Source organism: Nonomuraea phyllanthi (assembly GCF_006334985.2).
Classification (GTDB): domain Bacteria; phylum Actinomycetota; class Actinomycetes; order Streptosporangiales; family Streptosporangiaceae; genus Nonomuraea; species Nonomuraea phyllanthi.
This window is the reverse complement of the sequence record NZ_VDLX02000007.1, coordinates 462,485-476,044: the sequence shown is the minus strand read 5'-3', so window position 1 is coordinate 476,044 and position 13,560 is coordinate 462,485. Positions and strand designations below refer to the sequence as shown.

The window sequence follows — 13,560 nt, the reverse complement described above, 5'->3', positions numbered from 1 at the left end:
CTTTGCAAAATTCCCTTTGCGGTCTAGGGTGAGTGGCATGGAGGAGCAGTACAGGATCAGTGACCCCCGGGTGCTCAAGGCGGTCTCCCACCCGTTGCGCGTGCGCCTGCTCGGCCTGCTGCGCATCGAGGGCCCCGCGACCGCGAGCGAGCTGGCGCGCAAGGTCGGAGAGAGCTCGGGCTCGACCAGCTACCACCTGCGCGAGCTGTTCAAGTTCGGGTTCATCGAGGAGGACCCCGAGCAGCGCGACGGGCGCGAGCGACGCTGGCGGGCGCGCCACACCTACACCTCGTGGGACGCCGCCGAGCTGTCCGCCACCACCGAGGGCCGCGAGGCCGTCCGCATCATGCACCTGCGGCAGGCCGAGATGGTCGGGCGGCTGCTGGGGGAGTTCGACCCCGCCGCGTGGTCCAGGGACTGGGTCGACGCGGCGGGGATGAGCGACCACGTCCTGCGGCTGCCGCCCGCCGCGCTGCGCGAGTTCTACCGCAGGGCCGAGGAGATGCTGCGCGACCTCGCCGCCGAACACGCGGGCGACCCCGAGGCCAGGCAGGTCATCGCCTGGTACGGCGCCGTGCCGCTGCCCGAGGACAAGGAGCCCGAGGACAAGGAGAAGGAGGAGGACCGATGACCGCTCGCTCGGCGTTACGCCGCTACATGCTCGTGAGCTTCCTGACCTGGCTGCCCGTGGGGCTCATGATGGCCACCATGGTCCTGCTGATGACCGCGCGCGGGCTCAGCCTGGCCGAGGTGGGCCTGGCGGTGACGGTGTTCTCGATCGTCACCGTGAGCCTGGAGCTGCCCACGGGCGGCCTGGCCGACGTGATCGGGCGCAGGATGGTGCTGGCCGCCTCCGCCGCCTTCACCGTGGCGTCGCTCGTGCTGCTCAGCATGTCCACGACGTTCTGGATGTTCCTGGTGAGCGGCGTGATCAAGGGTGTCGCCAGGGCGCTGTCCAGCGGCCCCGCCACCTCCTGGTACGTCGACACGCTCCATGAGATCGAGGGCCCCGGCGCCGACCTCAAGCCGGGCCTGGCCAGGGGCGGCGCGATGGAGTCCGTGGCGCTCTGCCTCGGCGTGCTGGCCGGCGGGGCCGTGCCGCTGCTGGTGCCGCCCTCGCTGATCTTCCCGCTGGCCGCGCCGCCCCTGGTGGGCGCGGTGGCGGCGGCCGTGCTGCTGGTCGTGGTGGTGTTCGCGCTGCCGGAGCCGGCGCACGCGCGCAGGTCGCTGGCGGGCGTGCTGCGCGAGGTGCCCGCCACGGTCGTGGCAGGGGCCCGGCTCGCGCTCGGGAGCGCGGTGCTGCGCCGGCTGACGTTGGCCGCCGCGAGCTCCGGCCTGCTGCTGATGAGCATCGAACTGCTCACCCCCGGGCGGCTGGCGCAGGTGGCGGGCACGGCCGAGCGCGGCAGCCTGGCCTACGCCGTGGTCTCGGCGCTCGGGTTCGCCGGCAGTGCGATGGGCAGCGCCCTCGCGCCCCGGGTGGCGCGGCTGGCCGGGGGCTCGGCAGGGGGCGCGATCGCCGGCGCGGTGCTGGCCGCGCTCTCCGTCGGCTCGCTGGCCGCCACCTCGGGGCTCGGCGGCGCGGCCGGGCTGGCCAGCGCCGGCGTGGCGTACGTGACGCTGTTCGTGGGGCTGTCGGTGACGAGCCTGCTCTGCCTGGAGATGACCCACAACGCGGTCAGCGCCGCCGAGCGCACCACCGTCACCTCGACCAGCTCGCTGTCCCTGCAGTCGGGCGGGTCGGTGGGCAACCTCACTCTCGGCGTGCTGGCCACGCAGGCCGGACCGGGCGCCGCCTGGGCCGTCACCGCCGTGGTGACCCTGGCGTCGGCCCTGCTGTTCGTCCGGATGCCCGCCCCTACAGGCTCCAGTCGATCTCCGGTCCCACAGGCACGATGCGGGTCGGATTGATGTTGGTCTGGGTGATGTAGTAATGACGCTTGATCTGGTCGAAGTCGGTGGTTTCCCGGAAGGCTGGGATCGCGTAGAGCCTGCGCGCGTACGCCCACAGCGCCGGATGGTCGACCAGCCGCCGCACCGAGCACTTGAAGTGCGCGTAGTAGACGGCGTCGAACCTGGCGAGCGTCGTGTAGAGGCGCACATCGCTGTCGGTGAGCGTGTCGAAGAGGAACTCCGACCCGGACAGGCGGACCTCGAGGGTGTCGAGCGTGCTGAAGACCCGCGCCACCGCCTCCTCGTACGCCTGCTGGTCACGGGCGAAGCCGGCCTCGTAGACCGCGTTGTTGAGGCCGTGGTAGAGGCGGTCGTTCATGATGTCGATGTCGGGGCGGAGGCGCTCAGGATAGAGGTCGGGCGAGGTGCCCCATGACGTCTCCAGATCGAGCGTGATCCGCGGGAAGTCGTTGGTGACGATGCGCCCGTCCCTGGAGTCCCAGATGGCGGGGACGGTGTAGCGGCCGGTGTAGCCGGGGTCGGTCGCGTGGTAGAGCTCCGACAGGTACTCCGGGTCGCCGCCGGGGACGCGCCAGCCCTTCTCGTCGCGGATGGGGTCGACGATCGTGACGTCCAGCAGGTCTTCCAGCCGGAGCAGCTTCCTGACGATCAGCACGCGCTGCGCCCAGGGGCAGGCGTAGGAGGCGTAGAGGCGGTAGCGGCCCGGCTCGGGAGGGCCGAGGGGGTCGGTGAAACGGTTCGGCTGCCGTACGAAGCGGCCATCATTGGACATTTCCCGGCTCAGCTTCATGACCCCTAGTAGAGCACGATTCTGATACAGAACTATATTCGGGCATGTGGCGAAATTTCTGGTGACCCCCGCCAGCCAGGCGCAGCGGGAGGCATGGGTGAGCGGGGCGATGCCCGAGGTCGAGCGGGTACGCCCCGGGCTGTGGTCCATCCCGGTGCCGATCCCCATCAACCCCCTGCGGTACGTGCTGGTCTACGCCCTGGAGCTGCCCGACGGCGTGGCGATCGTCGACGCCGGGTGGAACACCGACGAGGCGTACGACGCGCTCGTCGCGGGCCTCGGCGTGGCCGGCTACACGATCGGCGACGTCAAGGGCGTGCTCGTCACCCACATCCACCCCGACCACTACGGCCTGGCCGGGCGCGTCCGCGAGATGTCCGGCGCCTGGATCGCCCTGCACCCGGCTGACGCGCGGCTGGTGCGCGAGCGCTACGACGACGCGGCCATCGACTCCCTGGTCGAGCGCGAGCGCGCGCTGCTGGCCCGGTGCGGGGTGCCGCCGCTGACCCTGGACGAGCTGGCCGGCGCGTCCATGATGATCCGGCATATGGTCTCGATGGCCAGGCCCGACCGCCTGGTCGAGGACGGCGACGAGCTCGGGCTGCCCGGCTGGGACCTGCGGGCGCTCTGGACGCCCGGCCACTCGCCCGGCCACCTGTGCTTCGTCTCGCCCTCGCGCCGGCTGCTGCTCTCCGGCGACCACGTCCTGGCCAAGATCACGCCCATCGTCGCCGTGCACCCCCAGTCGGGGCCGAACCCGCTGGCCGACTACCTCGACTCGCTGGCCGCCGTGCGCAAGCTGGAGGTGGACGAGGTGCTGCCCGCCCACGAGTACCGGTTCCTGGAGCTGGCCGAGCGGGTGGACCACGTGATGGCGCACCACGACGCGCGGCTGGCCGAGATCGAGCAGGTGGTGGCCGCGCACGACGGCGTCACCTGCTGGGAGGCCGCGACCCGCCTGACCTGGTCGCGGCCGTGGGAGACGATCCCGCCGTTCATGCGCCGCTCGGCCAACAACGAGACGCTGGCCCACCTCGCGTGGCTGGAGGCCAGGGGCCGGGTGCGCAGGGAAGCGGGCGAGCCGGACCTGTGGCGCCTGCCCTGACACAGAGCGGCGAACGTTCAGGTCCGAGAGCGGTAGCTCGCGTGACCAGCGAGGGCCAAGTGAGCGCGACCATCAACACAGAGCGGCGAACGTTCAGGCCCGAGAGCGGTAGCTCGCGTGACCAGCGAGGGCCAAGTGAGCGCGACCATCAACACAGAGCGGCGAACGTTCAGGCCCGAGAGCGGTAGCTCGCGTGACCAGCGAGGGCCAAGTGAGCGCGACCATTCAACGCGTTATCGTAGCTCGTACCAGAATGTTGTTCTCCTGCGTGGGAGGTTCGATGCTTCGGTTCGATGACAGGGTCGCGATCATCACGGGGGCCGGGCACGGCCTGGGCAGGTCGCACGCCCTCCTGCTGGCCGAGCGGGGCGCCAAGGTCGTCGTCAACGACCTCGGGGGCGCGCTCGACGGCACGGGGGCCTCCGCCGGTCCCGCCGCCGACGTGGTCGAGCTCATCACGAAGAACGGCGGCCAGGCCGTCGCCAACGCCGACAACGTCGCCACGCCGGAGGGCGCCAAGGCCGTCGTGCAGGCCGCCGTCGACGCGTTCGGCAAGGTCGACATCGTCGTCAACAACGCGGGCATCCTGCGCGACAGGTCGCTCGGGAAGATGACGGTCGAGGACTTCGACGGGGTGCTGGCCGTGCACGTACGCGGCTCGTACCTGGTCAGCCAGGCCGCCTACCCGCTGATGAAGGCCGCCGGCTACGGCCGGATCGTCAACACCTCCAGCCCGGCCGGCCTGTTCGGCAACTTCGGGCAGGCCAACTACTCCACCGCCAAGATGGGACTGGTGGGCCTGACCAAGACGCTCGCCATCGAGGGCGCCCGCAACGGCATCAGGGCCAACGCCATCGCGCCCATCGCCTGGACCCGGATGACCGAGTCGCTGCTGCCGGCCGAGTTCGAGGCCAAGTTCACGCCCGAGCGGGTGAGCGCGCTGGTCGCGTACCTCGTGCACGAGTCGTGCGAGGCCAGCGGCGAGGTGTTCACCGTCGGCGGCGGCCGGGTGGCGCGGGTCTTCGTGGCCGAGGGGCCGGGCTGGAAGACCGACGACCTCACGCCCGAGGCCATCGCGGGCAACTGGGACGCCGTCATGGCCGAGCAGCCCTACGTCCTCACGGCCTCCGACTCGATGAAGGCCATGCTCTAGGCCGTGCTCTAGGACGGCCGTGCTCTAGGACTTGCGGGTCCCCGCCGGGCACTTCACCTCGTCGGCGGGGACCTTCCCGTCCAGCAGGTACGCCTCCACCGCCTCGTTGACGCAGCGGTCGCCGCTCCTGTATGCGGTGTGCGACTTGCCCCGCAGCGTCACCAGCACCGATTCGGAGAGGCTGGTGGCGAGCGACCTCACGGCGGCGTAGGGGACGACGGGGTCGCCTTCGGTGCCCACGATCATGACCGGGGAGAGGTACCGGGGCAGATCGGCGAGCCAGGTGTTCCCCACGACGATGTCCCAGCCCGTGCACGCCATGCTGTTCCAGGCCTGCCACGCGCCGGAGATCGGCGCCTTCTCCCGCGCGGTCTCCACCTGCCTCGCGATGTCATCCAGTTCGAACCGCGTCGAGGTGTCGTTGCAGTTGATCGCGATGTTCGCGTCCATGGAGAGGCCATCGCCCGCCTCGAACTCCATGGCCGCGTCGTAGAGCGCCTGCCCGTCGCCCTTGAGGCCGTCGGCCAGCGCCCGGCGCAGCCGCGGCCAGTCGTCCGTCGTGTACAGCAACTCGATGACGCCCTCGGTCGCGAGGGCGTCGGTGAGCTCGCCGCCGGACACGTCGAGGGGCAGGCCGTCGCGGACCTGTACGAAGTCGTTGAGGTTCTGGAGTCCCAGGTCGAGGTCGTCGCCGAGGGGGCAGCCACGCCGTTTGACACAGTCCTCGACGAAGGCGTTGATTCCCTCGTCGGAGAGGTCCTTGGGATCGAACTCGACCGGTCCGCCGCCGGCGGTGACGCTGGGGGCGTCCAGGACCATGCGGCCCACCTTGTCGGGGAAGAGCTGGGCGTAGGCGACGCCGAGGCCGCCGCCGTAGGAGTAGCCGAAGTAGGTCAGCTCGCGGTCGCCCAGCACCGATCGCAGGATGTCCAGGTCGCGGGCGGTCGCGTCGGTGGTGAGGTGCGGGACCAGCCAGCCGGCCTGCCGCCTGCACGCGTCCGCGTACGCGGTCACGGCCTTGACCAGGGCCGCCTGCTCCTTGGGGGTGTCCGGCGTCTGGTCCACCGTGAGAGAGGGCAGGGGCTCCCCCTTGGGCCGGCAGTTCAGCGGGGTGCTCCTGCCGACGCCGCGCGGGTCGAAGGCCACGATGTCGTAGCGGGAGCGCAGCTCGTCGAAGAGCTCGGGATCCCGGATCAGCATCGCGACGCCCGCGATGCCCGGGCCGCCGTAGTTGACCACGAGCGAGCCGATCCGCTCGTCGGGGTGGCGCGCGGGGAGCCGGGCGAGCGCCAGGTCGATCGGATGCTCCTCGGGGGCCTCGTGGTCGAGCGGGACCCTGATGGTCGCGCATTCGACCGTCGGCATCTCGGGGCAGGCCGCCCATACGGGCCGCTGCGCGCGCAGGGCCTCGTCCGTCTGGTGCGTGAGCGCGTTGTAGGCCCACCAGGACGGCACGCCGACCAGGATCGCGGCTAAGACGGCACGGTAGACGCGTAGCTTCAAGCCGGGCTCCCCGAACGGTGATCAGCTCGGACGGACGGGAGATTTAATCACAAATCCGGCTTTGTTCGACCTTCGGCGGAAGTTCAGGGAGTTTGGTCGATACATACTCTTGATTTGCCGCATCGGTGATCTTATTGTCGGCGGCATGACCCCCCAGCCGGGCTCTGCCGGCGACGTGCTGACGCTGATCAGCGCCGGTTCCGCCACGACCCGTTCCGACCTGGCGCGGCTCACCGGCCTGGCCAGGTCCACGATCTCCCAGCGGGTGGACGCTCTGATCGAGCGCGGCCTGGTCGAGGAGACGGAGAGCGGCGAGTCCACCGGCGGGCGCCCGCCGCGCCAGCTCCGCCTGCACACCGAGGACCACGCCTTCGCGGGCGTCGACCTGGGCGCCACCCACTGCCGCGTCGCCCTGATGGACATCTCCGGCGACGTGCTGGCCGAGTGCGAGGACTCCCTGCTGATCGGCGAGGGGCCCGACACGGTGCTCGCCCATGTGGACCAGCGGCTCGACCAGCTGCTCGGCGAGGCGGGCCGGCCGCGCTCCGCGCTGCGCGCGATGGGGATCGGGGTGCCGGGGCCGGTCGAGTTCGCCACGGGACGGCCGAACAACCCGCCGATCATGCCGGGCTGGAACGACTACCCCGTGCCCGAGTTCTTCGAGGGCGTGTCGGTGCTGGTCGACAACGACGTGAACGTGATGGCGCTGGGCGAGCACCGCAACGCGTTCGCCGGCACCAGCCACCTGCTGTTCGTCAAGGTCGGCACCGGCATCGGCTGCGGCATCGTGGCCGAGGGCAAGCTGCACAGGGGCGCCCAGGGCTCGGCCGGCGACATCGGGCACATCCGCGTCAGCGGCCACGAGGACGCCGGCTGCCGGTGCGGCAACAGCGCCTGCCTGGAGGCCGTGGCCGGCGGGGCGGCCATCGCCCGCCGGCTGACCGAGCTGGGCCTGCCCGCCGAGTCGGGCGGCGACGTCGTGGCGCTCGTCCAGGCGGGCAACACCCAGGCGCTGCGGCTCGTCAGAGAGGCCGGCCGGCTCATCGGCGAGGTGCTGGCCAGCCTGGTCAACTTCTTCAACCCCGAGGTCATCGTGGTCGGCGGCGCGCTGTCGCGGGTGCACGAGCACCTGCTGGCCGGCATCAGGGAGACGGTCTACCGCAGATCGCTCCCGCTGGCCACGCACCACCTGTCGATCACGCCGAGCCGTACGGGCATCAACGCCGCCGCGCTCGGGGCGGGCATCCTCGCCATCGAGCACTACCTCTCACCGGACAACATCAACCGCATCGTCAACGCCTGAAGCCAACGCCTCAAGCCAACGCCTCAAGTCATCGCCTGAAGTCATCTCCTGAAAAGGACCTTCCGATGCTGGTCATGAAGGGCATCGTCAAACAGTTCCCCGGAGTGCGCGCGCTGGACGGGGTGGACCTCGACGTCCGGGCGGGCGAGGTCCACTGCCTGCTCGGCCAGAACGGCGCGGGCAAGTCCACCCTGATCAAGGTGCTCGCCGGTGCGCACCAGCCGGACGAGGGCACGATCCAGTTCGACGGAAGGACCGTGCGCCCGAGCAGCCCCATCGACGCCATCAGGCTCGGCTTCGCCACCATCTACCAGGAGCTCGACCTGGTCGACGGGCTCAGCGTGGCCGAGAACATCTTCCTCGGCCACGAGCACGCCCGGCTCGGCTTCGTCAACAGGGCCGCCGCCAGGCGCGCCGCGACCGAGGTGCTGCGGCGGCTCGGCCACCCGGAGATCCGCCCGTCGGCCGAGGTCGGGCGGCTGTCGCCGGCGGCCAAGCAGGTCGTGTCCATGGCCAGGGCGCTCTCCCACGAGGCGAAGCTGATCATCATGGACGAGCCGTCCGCCGCCCTCGCCCACGACGAGGTGGCGAACCTCTTCCGCATCATCCGCGAGCTCACCGCCCAGGGCGTGGCCGTCGTCTACATCTCGCACCGCCTGGAGGAGATCCGCGAGATCGGCGACCGGGTCACCGTGCTGAAGGACGGCCGTACGGTCGCCGTCGGCCTGTCCGCCCGCGACACCCCCACGGGCGAGATCGTCTCGCTCATGACCGGCAGGAACGTCGAGTACGTCTTCCCGCCCCGCGCCGGGCGCTCCCCGGGCGAGGAGGTGCTGGCGGTCGAGAACCTGTCCTCGCCGGGCGTCTTCTCCGGCGTCTCGTTCTCCGTGCGGGCCGGCGAGATCGTCGGGCTGGCCGGGCTCGTCGGCTCGGGCCGTTCGGAGATCCTCGAAGCCGTGTACGGCGCCCGCCCCTTCTCGGGCCGGGTCTCGCTCGCCGGGCGCCCCGTCGGCCGCGGGCTCACGGGGCGCGGCGTCGTCGGCACCGTCAGGCGCGGCATGGGCCTGGCCCCCGAGGAACGCAAGGCGCAGGCCCTGCTCCTCGACCAGAGCGTGACCGCCAACATCACGCTCGGCACCCTGCCGGGGTTCGCCAGGTTCGGCTGGATCGACCGCAAACGCGAGCTGACCGAGGCCAGGCGCCTGTCCGAGATGCTGGACATCCGGCCACCCGACCCGGAACGCCCGATCAGGACCCTCTCGGGCGGCAACCAGCAGAAGGCCGTGCTCGCCCGCTGGCTGCTCGGCGGCCGCAAACTCCTCCTGCTCGACGAGCCGACCAGAGGCGTGGACGTGGGGGCGAGGGCCGAGCTGTACGCGCTGATCCGCGACCTCGCCGAGCGGGGCATCGGGGTGCTGCTGGTCTCCAGCGAGGTGCCCGAGGTGCTCGGACTGGCCGACCGGGTGCTCGTCCTGCGCGAGGGCGCGGTCATCCACGAGGGCGAGGCGGCGGAGCTGGACGAGCACCGCGTACTCGACATGATCATGAATGGGAGGGCGGCCTGATGAGCGAGCCCACAACCGAACGGCCCGCATCCGGCGTGGCCGCGCCGCCGTCGCCGCGCGGCTTCGCCGGGCTCGGAGAGATGCGACATCTCGGGCTGCTGGTGGCCCTGGCGCTGCTGGTCGTCGTCGGCCTGGTCACCCGGCCCGAGAACTTCGCCACCGCCTCCAACCTGGTCAGCATCCTCGCGCTGGCCGCCACGATCGGCGTGATCACGGTCGGGGCCACGTTCGTGATCATCGGTGGGGGCATCGACCTGTCGGTGGGCGCCATCATGGCGCTCGCCTCGGTCTGGGCGACGACGCTCGCCACGCAGTCGTTCGGGCCGGTCGTGATGGCCGTCTGCGCCATCCTGGTCGGCACGGGGGCCGGGCTGGTCAACGGGCTGCTGATCGCGTACGGGCGGCTGGTGCCGTTCATCGCGACGCTGGCCATGCTGGTCGCCGCCCGCGGGCTGGCGCAGCGCATGTCCGACCGCAAGACGCAGCTGATCCAGCCCGAGAACGCCGCCCTGGTCGACCTGTCGACCACGCGGGTGCTCGGCATCCCGCTGATGGTCTACATCTTCGCGCTCGTCGTGGTGCTCGGCTGGATCGTGCTCAACCGCACGACGTTCGGGCGGCGGACGTACGCGGTCGGGGGCAACCCGGAGGCGGCCCGGCTGGCCGGGATCGACGTGCGCAGGCACACGATGCTGCTCTACGCCCTGTCGGGGCTGTGCTGCGGCATCGCCGCCATCCTCATCATGGCGCGCACGACGACGGGCTCGTCCACCCACGGCGACCTGTACGAACTCGACGCCATCGCCGCCGTGATCATCGGCGGCACGCTGCTCACCGGGGGCCGGGGCACGATCGTGGGCTCGATCCTGGGCCTGCTGATCTTCACCCTCATCACCAACCTGTTCATCCTCAACGGGCTCAACACCAGCGACCAACTCATCGCCAAGGGCCTGATCATCGTCGTCGCCGTCCTTCTCCAGCGGCGGAACCTGAAGGAGAGAGCACCATGAGTGAGAACGTCGCGCGCAGGGGATTCCTGGTCGGCGGAGCCGTACTTTTAACGGCGGGTTGCACCAGCAACGAGCCCGCGGCCGCGCCCAGCAGCTCCGCCCCCGTGCCCGCCCCCGCCGCGAGCGGCAACGACGAGCCGGGCGAGAAGGTCACGATCGGCTTCTCGGCGCCCGCCGCCGACCACGGCTGGATCGCGGCCATCGCCAAGAACGCCGAGGCCACCGCGAAGCAGTACTCCGACGTCGAGTTCAAGCCCGTCGAGCCCACCAACGACATCAACCAGCAGATCTCCGCGGTCGAGTCGCTCATCGCGGCCAAGGTCAACGTCCTGGTCATCCTGCCCAACGACGGCCAGCAGCTGAACCAGGTCGCGTTGCAGGCGTCCGAGGCGGGCATCCCGGTCGTCAACCTCGACCGGGTCTTCCCCGACAAGCTGGCGTACCGGACGTGGGTCGGCGGCGACAACTACGGCATGGGCGTCGCGGCCGGGCACTACATCGGCACGCAGCTCAAGGACAAGGGCGTGTCCAAACCCGTGATCGTCGAGATCCAGGGCATCGCCACGCTGCCGCTGACGCAGGACCGCAGCAGGGGGTTCGCCGACGCGCTGAAGAAGTACGGGTTCAGCGTCACGGCCCAGCAGGACGCCCAGTTCACGGTCGAGACCGGCAACGAGGTGGCCACGTCGCTGCTCCAGGCGCACAAGAAGATCGACGCCATGTGGAACCAGGACGACGACCAGGGCGTCGGCGTGCTGGCCGCCATCAAGGAGGCGGGCAGGGACGAGTTCATCATGGTCGGCGGCGCCGGGTCGCTGAACGCGATGAAGGAGATCCAGTCGGGCAGCTCCGTGCTGAAGGCCACCGTCACCTACAGCCCGACCATGGCCTCCTCGGCGATCAAACTCGCGCGTCTGATAGCACAGGGGAAGGGCATGAGTGATCTGGTGGAGAAGCAGGTGCCACAGTCGATCACGCTTGCGTCCGAGACCATTACCAAGGAGAACGTCGAGCAGTACCTGGAACTCGGCTTCGAATCCTGATCGGGGGTTGCATGTCAGACAAGACCGGCATCGGCGTGGGCATGATCGGTTACGCGTTCATGGGCCGCGTCCACTCGCAGGCCTGGCGGAGCGTGGGAGCCTTCTTCGACCTTCCGCTGGCACCCCGCATGGCGGTGATCGCGGGCAGGTCCAAGGAACAGACGGAGGCCGCCGCGGCGCAGCTCGGCTGGGCCGACGTCGAGACCGACTGGCGAGAGCTGATCAAGCGTGACGACGTGCAGATCGTCGACATCTGCACGCCCGGCGACTCGCACGCCGACATCGCCATCGCCGCGCTCCAGGCCGGCAAACACGTGATCTGCGAGAAGCCGCTGGCCAACACCGTCGCCGAGGCCGAGGCCATGGTCCGCGCCGCGGCCGCCGCGCCCGGCAAGAGCATGGTGGCGTTCAACTACCGGCGGGTGCCCGCGATCGCGCTCGCCCGCCGGTACGTCGAGGAGGGCCGGATCGGCGAGATCCGGCACGTGCGGGCCGCGTACCTGCAGGACTGGATCGTCGATCCCGAGTTCCCGCTGGTCTGGCGGCTGCAGAAGGACAAGGCCGGGTCCGGCGCGCTGGGCGACATCGGCGCGCACATCGTGGACGCGGCCCAGTTCATCACCGGCGAGAACGTGGTCGGCGTCTCGGCGCTGACCGAGACGTTCATCAAGGAACGCCCGCTCGCCGCCGAGTCCGCCGGCCTCGGCGCCTCGCGGGCCGAGTCGACCGGGCAGGTCACCGTGGACGACGCCGCGCTGTTCATCGGCCGGCTCTCGGGCGGCGGGCTCGCCTCGTTCGAGGCCACCCGCTTCGCCTACGGGCGCAAGAACGCCATGCGCATCGAGATCTTCGGCTCGCGCGGCAGCCTGGCGTTCGACTTCGAGGCCATGAACGAGCTCTGGTTCAGCTCCGGAGGCGGCGGCTTCGAGCGGATCCTGGTCACCGAGCCCGACCACCCGTACGTCGGGGCCTGGTGGCCGCCGGGGCACGGGCTCGGCTACGAGCACACCTTCACCCACGAGATCAAGGACTTCCTGGAGGCGGTCGCCACCGGAGCCGACCCGTCGCCGTCGTTCGCCGACGGTCTGCGGGTGCAGCGGGTGCTGGAGGCGGTCGAGCAGAGCGCGGCTGACGGCAGCCGCTACACGAACGTGGAGGACTGATACATGCGACCTGTCACCCTGTTCACGGGGCAGTGGGCAGACCTGCCGTTCGAGGAGGTGTGCCGGCTGGCGGCCGAATGGGGCTACGACGGACTGGAGATCGCCTGCTCGGGCGACCACTTCGACGTCGACCAGGCCGTGGCCGACCCGTCGTACGTGGAGCAGAAGCGCGCCCAGCTCGACAAGCACGGCCTCAAGGTGTGGACCATCTCCAACCACCTCGTCGGCCAGGCCGTCTGCGACCTCATCGACGAGCGCCACAAGGCCATCCTGCCCGCCCGCGTCTGGGGGTCCGGCGACCCCGAGTCCGTGCGCCAGGCCGCGGCCGAGGACATGAAGAACACGGCCAGGGCCGCCTCGCTGCTGGGCGTGGACACGGTGGTCGGCTTCACCGGGTCGTCGATCTGGCACACCGTCGCCATGTTCCCGCCGGTGCCCGCCTCGATGGTGGAGGCCGGCTACCAGGACTTCGCCGACCGCTGGAACCCCATCCTCGACGTCTTCGACGAGGTCGGGGTGCGCTTCGCCCACGAGGTGCACCCGAGCGAGATCGCCTACGACTACTACACCACCCAGCGGACGCTGGAGGCCATCGGCCACCGCCCCGCCTTCGGCCTCAACTGGGACCCGTCCCACATGGTCTGGCAGGACCTCGACCCCGTCGGGTTCATCCTCGACTTCAAGGACCGGATCTACCACGTCGACTGCAAGGACACCCGCATGCGGGTCGGCGACGGCCGCAAGGGCCGCCTGTCGTCGCACCTGCCGTGGGCCGACATGCGGCGCGGCTGGGACTTCGTCTCCACCGGGCGGGGCGACGTGCCCTGGGAGGACTGCTTCCGCGCGCTCAACTCGATCGGGTACGAGGGTCCGATCTCGATCGAGTGGGAGGACGCGGGAATGGACCGGCTCGACGGGGCCAGGGAGGCGCTGGCGTACATCCGCAACCTCAACTCCATCACCCCGCCCGCCACCGCCTTCGACGCGGCCTTCTCCACCACCTAGACCCGC

General features: G+C 70.6%; 12 protein-coding genes. 10 read left to right on the top strand and 2 right to left on the bottom strand.

From position 1 onward, the window contains the following. Positions 1 to 37 precede the first annotated feature (37 nt). Together FH608_RS21610 and FH608_RS21605 are read left to right on the top strand one after the other, a co-directional pair. A complete protein-coding gene (locus FH608_RS21610; protein ID WP_139632346.1) occupies positions 38 to 631 on the top strand; it encodes a helix-turn-helix domain-containing protein in 594 nt (197 codons plus the stop codon). Beyond that, the gene (locus FH608_RS21605; protein WP_139632345.1) at positions 628 to 1,911 is read left to right on the top strand and encodes an MFS transporter; all 1,284 of its coding nucleotides are present in this window, start codon (positions 628 to 630) and stop codon (positions 1,909 to 1,911) included. Before FH608_RS21610 ends, FH608_RS21605 begins: the two co-directional genes overlap by 4 nt. On the opposite strand, the gene FH608_RS21600 is transcribed toward FH608_RS21605, so the two are convergent. Then, on the bottom strand, positions 1,859 to 2,704 hold the full coding sequence (locus FH608_RS21600; RefSeq protein WP_139632344.1) for a glutathione S-transferase family protein: 846 nt from the start codon (positions 2,702 to 2,704) through the stop codon (positions 1,859 to 1,861). The two genes, FH608_RS21605 and FH608_RS21600, sit on opposite strands and share 53 nt — an antisense overlap. 46 nt (positions 2,705 to 2,750) lie before the next feature. Between FH608_RS21600 and FH608_RS21595 the strand changes: the two genes are divergently transcribed. Both FH608_RS21595 and FH608_RS21590 read left to right on the top strand, forming a co-directional pair. Then, entirely contained in the window at positions 2,751 to 3,809 is a 1,059-nt protein-coding gene (locus tag FH608_RS21595) for an MBL fold metallo-hydrolase (RefSeq protein WP_226899747.1), read from the top strand. Positions 3,810 to 4,089: 280 nt separating this feature from the next. Next, positions 4,090 to 4,962: an SDR family oxidoreductase gene (locus FH608_RS21590; protein ID WP_139632343.1), complete on the top strand. Its 873-nt coding sequence runs from the start codon at positions 4,090 to 4,092 to the stop codon at positions 4,960 to 4,962. Between the two features lie 24 nt (positions 4,963 to 4,986). On the opposite strand, the gene FH608_RS21585 is transcribed toward FH608_RS21590, so the two are convergent. Then, positions 4,987 to 6,465: an alpha/beta hydrolase gene (locus tag FH608_RS21585; protein WP_139632342.1), complete on the bottom strand. Its 1,479-nt coding sequence runs from the start codon at positions 6,463 to 6,465 to the stop codon at positions 4,987 to 4,989. A 145-nt stretch (positions 6,466 to 6,610) separates the two neighbouring features. On the opposite strand from FH608_RS21585, the gene FH608_RS21580 reads away from it, so the two are divergent. From FH608_RS21580 to FH608_RS21555, 6 genes are all read left to right on the top strand, one after another. Beyond that, positions 6,611 to 7,768 (top strand): ROK family transcriptional regulator, encoded by a 1,158-nt coding sequence (locus FH608_RS21580; RefSeq protein ID WP_139632341.1) that lies wholly within the window; start codon positions 6,611 to 6,613, stop codon positions 7,766 to 7,768. Between the two features lie 65 nt (positions 7,769 to 7,833). Then, the gene (locus tag FH608_RS21575; protein ID WP_226899746.1) at positions 7,834 to 9,333 is read left to right on the top strand and encodes a sugar ABC transporter ATP-binding protein; all 1,500 of its coding nucleotides are present in this window, start codon (positions 7,834 to 7,836) and stop codon (positions 9,331 to 9,333) included. Then, on the top strand, positions 9,333 to 10,343 hold the full coding sequence (locus FH608_RS21570) for an ABC transporter permease (protein ID WP_139632340.1): 1,011 nt from the start codon (positions 9,333 to 9,335) through the stop codon (positions 10,341 to 10,343). The genes FH608_RS21575 and FH608_RS21570 overlap by 1 nt, the downstream gene beginning before the upstream one ends. Continuing rightward, on the top strand, positions 10,340 to 11,386 hold the full coding sequence (locus tag FH608_RS21565) for an ABC transporter substrate-binding protein (protein WP_139632339.1): 1,047 nt from the start codon (positions 10,340 to 10,342) through the stop codon (positions 11,384 to 11,386). The genes FH608_RS21570 and FH608_RS21565 overlap by 4 nt, the downstream gene beginning before the upstream one ends. Before the next feature lie 11 nt (positions 11,387 to 11,397). Beyond that, positions 11,398 to 12,549, top strand: a complete 1,152-nt coding sequence (locus tag FH608_RS21560) for a Gfo/Idh/MocA family protein (RefSeq protein WP_193318540.1) — start codon at positions 11,398 to 11,400, stop codon at positions 12,547 to 12,549. Between the two features lie 3 nt (positions 12,550 to 12,552). Continuing rightward, entirely contained in the window at positions 12,553 to 13,554 is a 1,002-nt protein-coding gene (locus FH608_RS21555) for a sugar phosphate isomerase/epimerase family protein (RefSeq protein WP_139632338.1), read from the top strand. Positions 13,555 to 13,560: the final 6 nt, after the last annotated feature.

Bases quoted from the DNA above. Each gene is read 5' to 3' on its own strand.
- FH608_RS21610 (WP_139632346.1), top strand. From the start codon at position 38: ATGGAGGAGCAGTACAGGATCAGTGACCCCCGGGTGCTCAAGGCGGTC.
- FH608_RS21605 (WP_139632345.1), top strand. From the start codon at position 628: ATGACCGCTCGCTCGGCGTTACGCCGCTACATGCTCGTGAGCTTCCTG.
- FH608_RS21600 (WP_139632344.1), bottom strand. From the start codon at position 2,704: ATGAAGCTGAGCCGGGAAATGTCCAATGATGGCCGCTTCGTACGGCAG.
- FH608_RS21590 (WP_139632343.1), top strand. From the start codon at position 4,090: ATGCTTCGGTTCGATGACAGGGTCGCGATCATCACGGGGGCCGGGCAC.
- FH608_RS21580 (WP_139632341.1), top strand. From the start codon at position 6,611: ATGACCCCCCAGCCGGGCTCTGCCGGCGACGTGCTGACGCTGATCAGC.
- FH608_RS21575 (WP_226899746.1), top strand. From the start codon at position 7,834: ATGCTGGTCATGAAGGGCATCGTCAAACAGTTCCCCGGAGTGCGCGCG.
- FH608_RS21570 (WP_139632340.1), top strand. From the start codon at position 9,333: ATGAGCGAGCCCACAACCGAACGGCCCGCATCCGGCGTGGCCGCGCCG.
- FH608_RS21565 (WP_139632339.1), top strand. From the start codon at position 10,340: ATGAGTGAGAACGTCGCGCGCAGGGGATTCCTGGTCGGCGGAGCCGTA.
- FH608_RS21560 (WP_193318540.1), top strand. From the start codon at position 11,398: ATGTCAGACAAGACCGGCATCGGCGTGGGCATGATCGGTTACGCGTTC.
- FH608_RS21555 (WP_139632338.1), top strand. From the start codon at position 12,553: ATGCGACCTGTCACCCTGTTCACGGGGCAGTGGGCAGACCTGCCGTTC.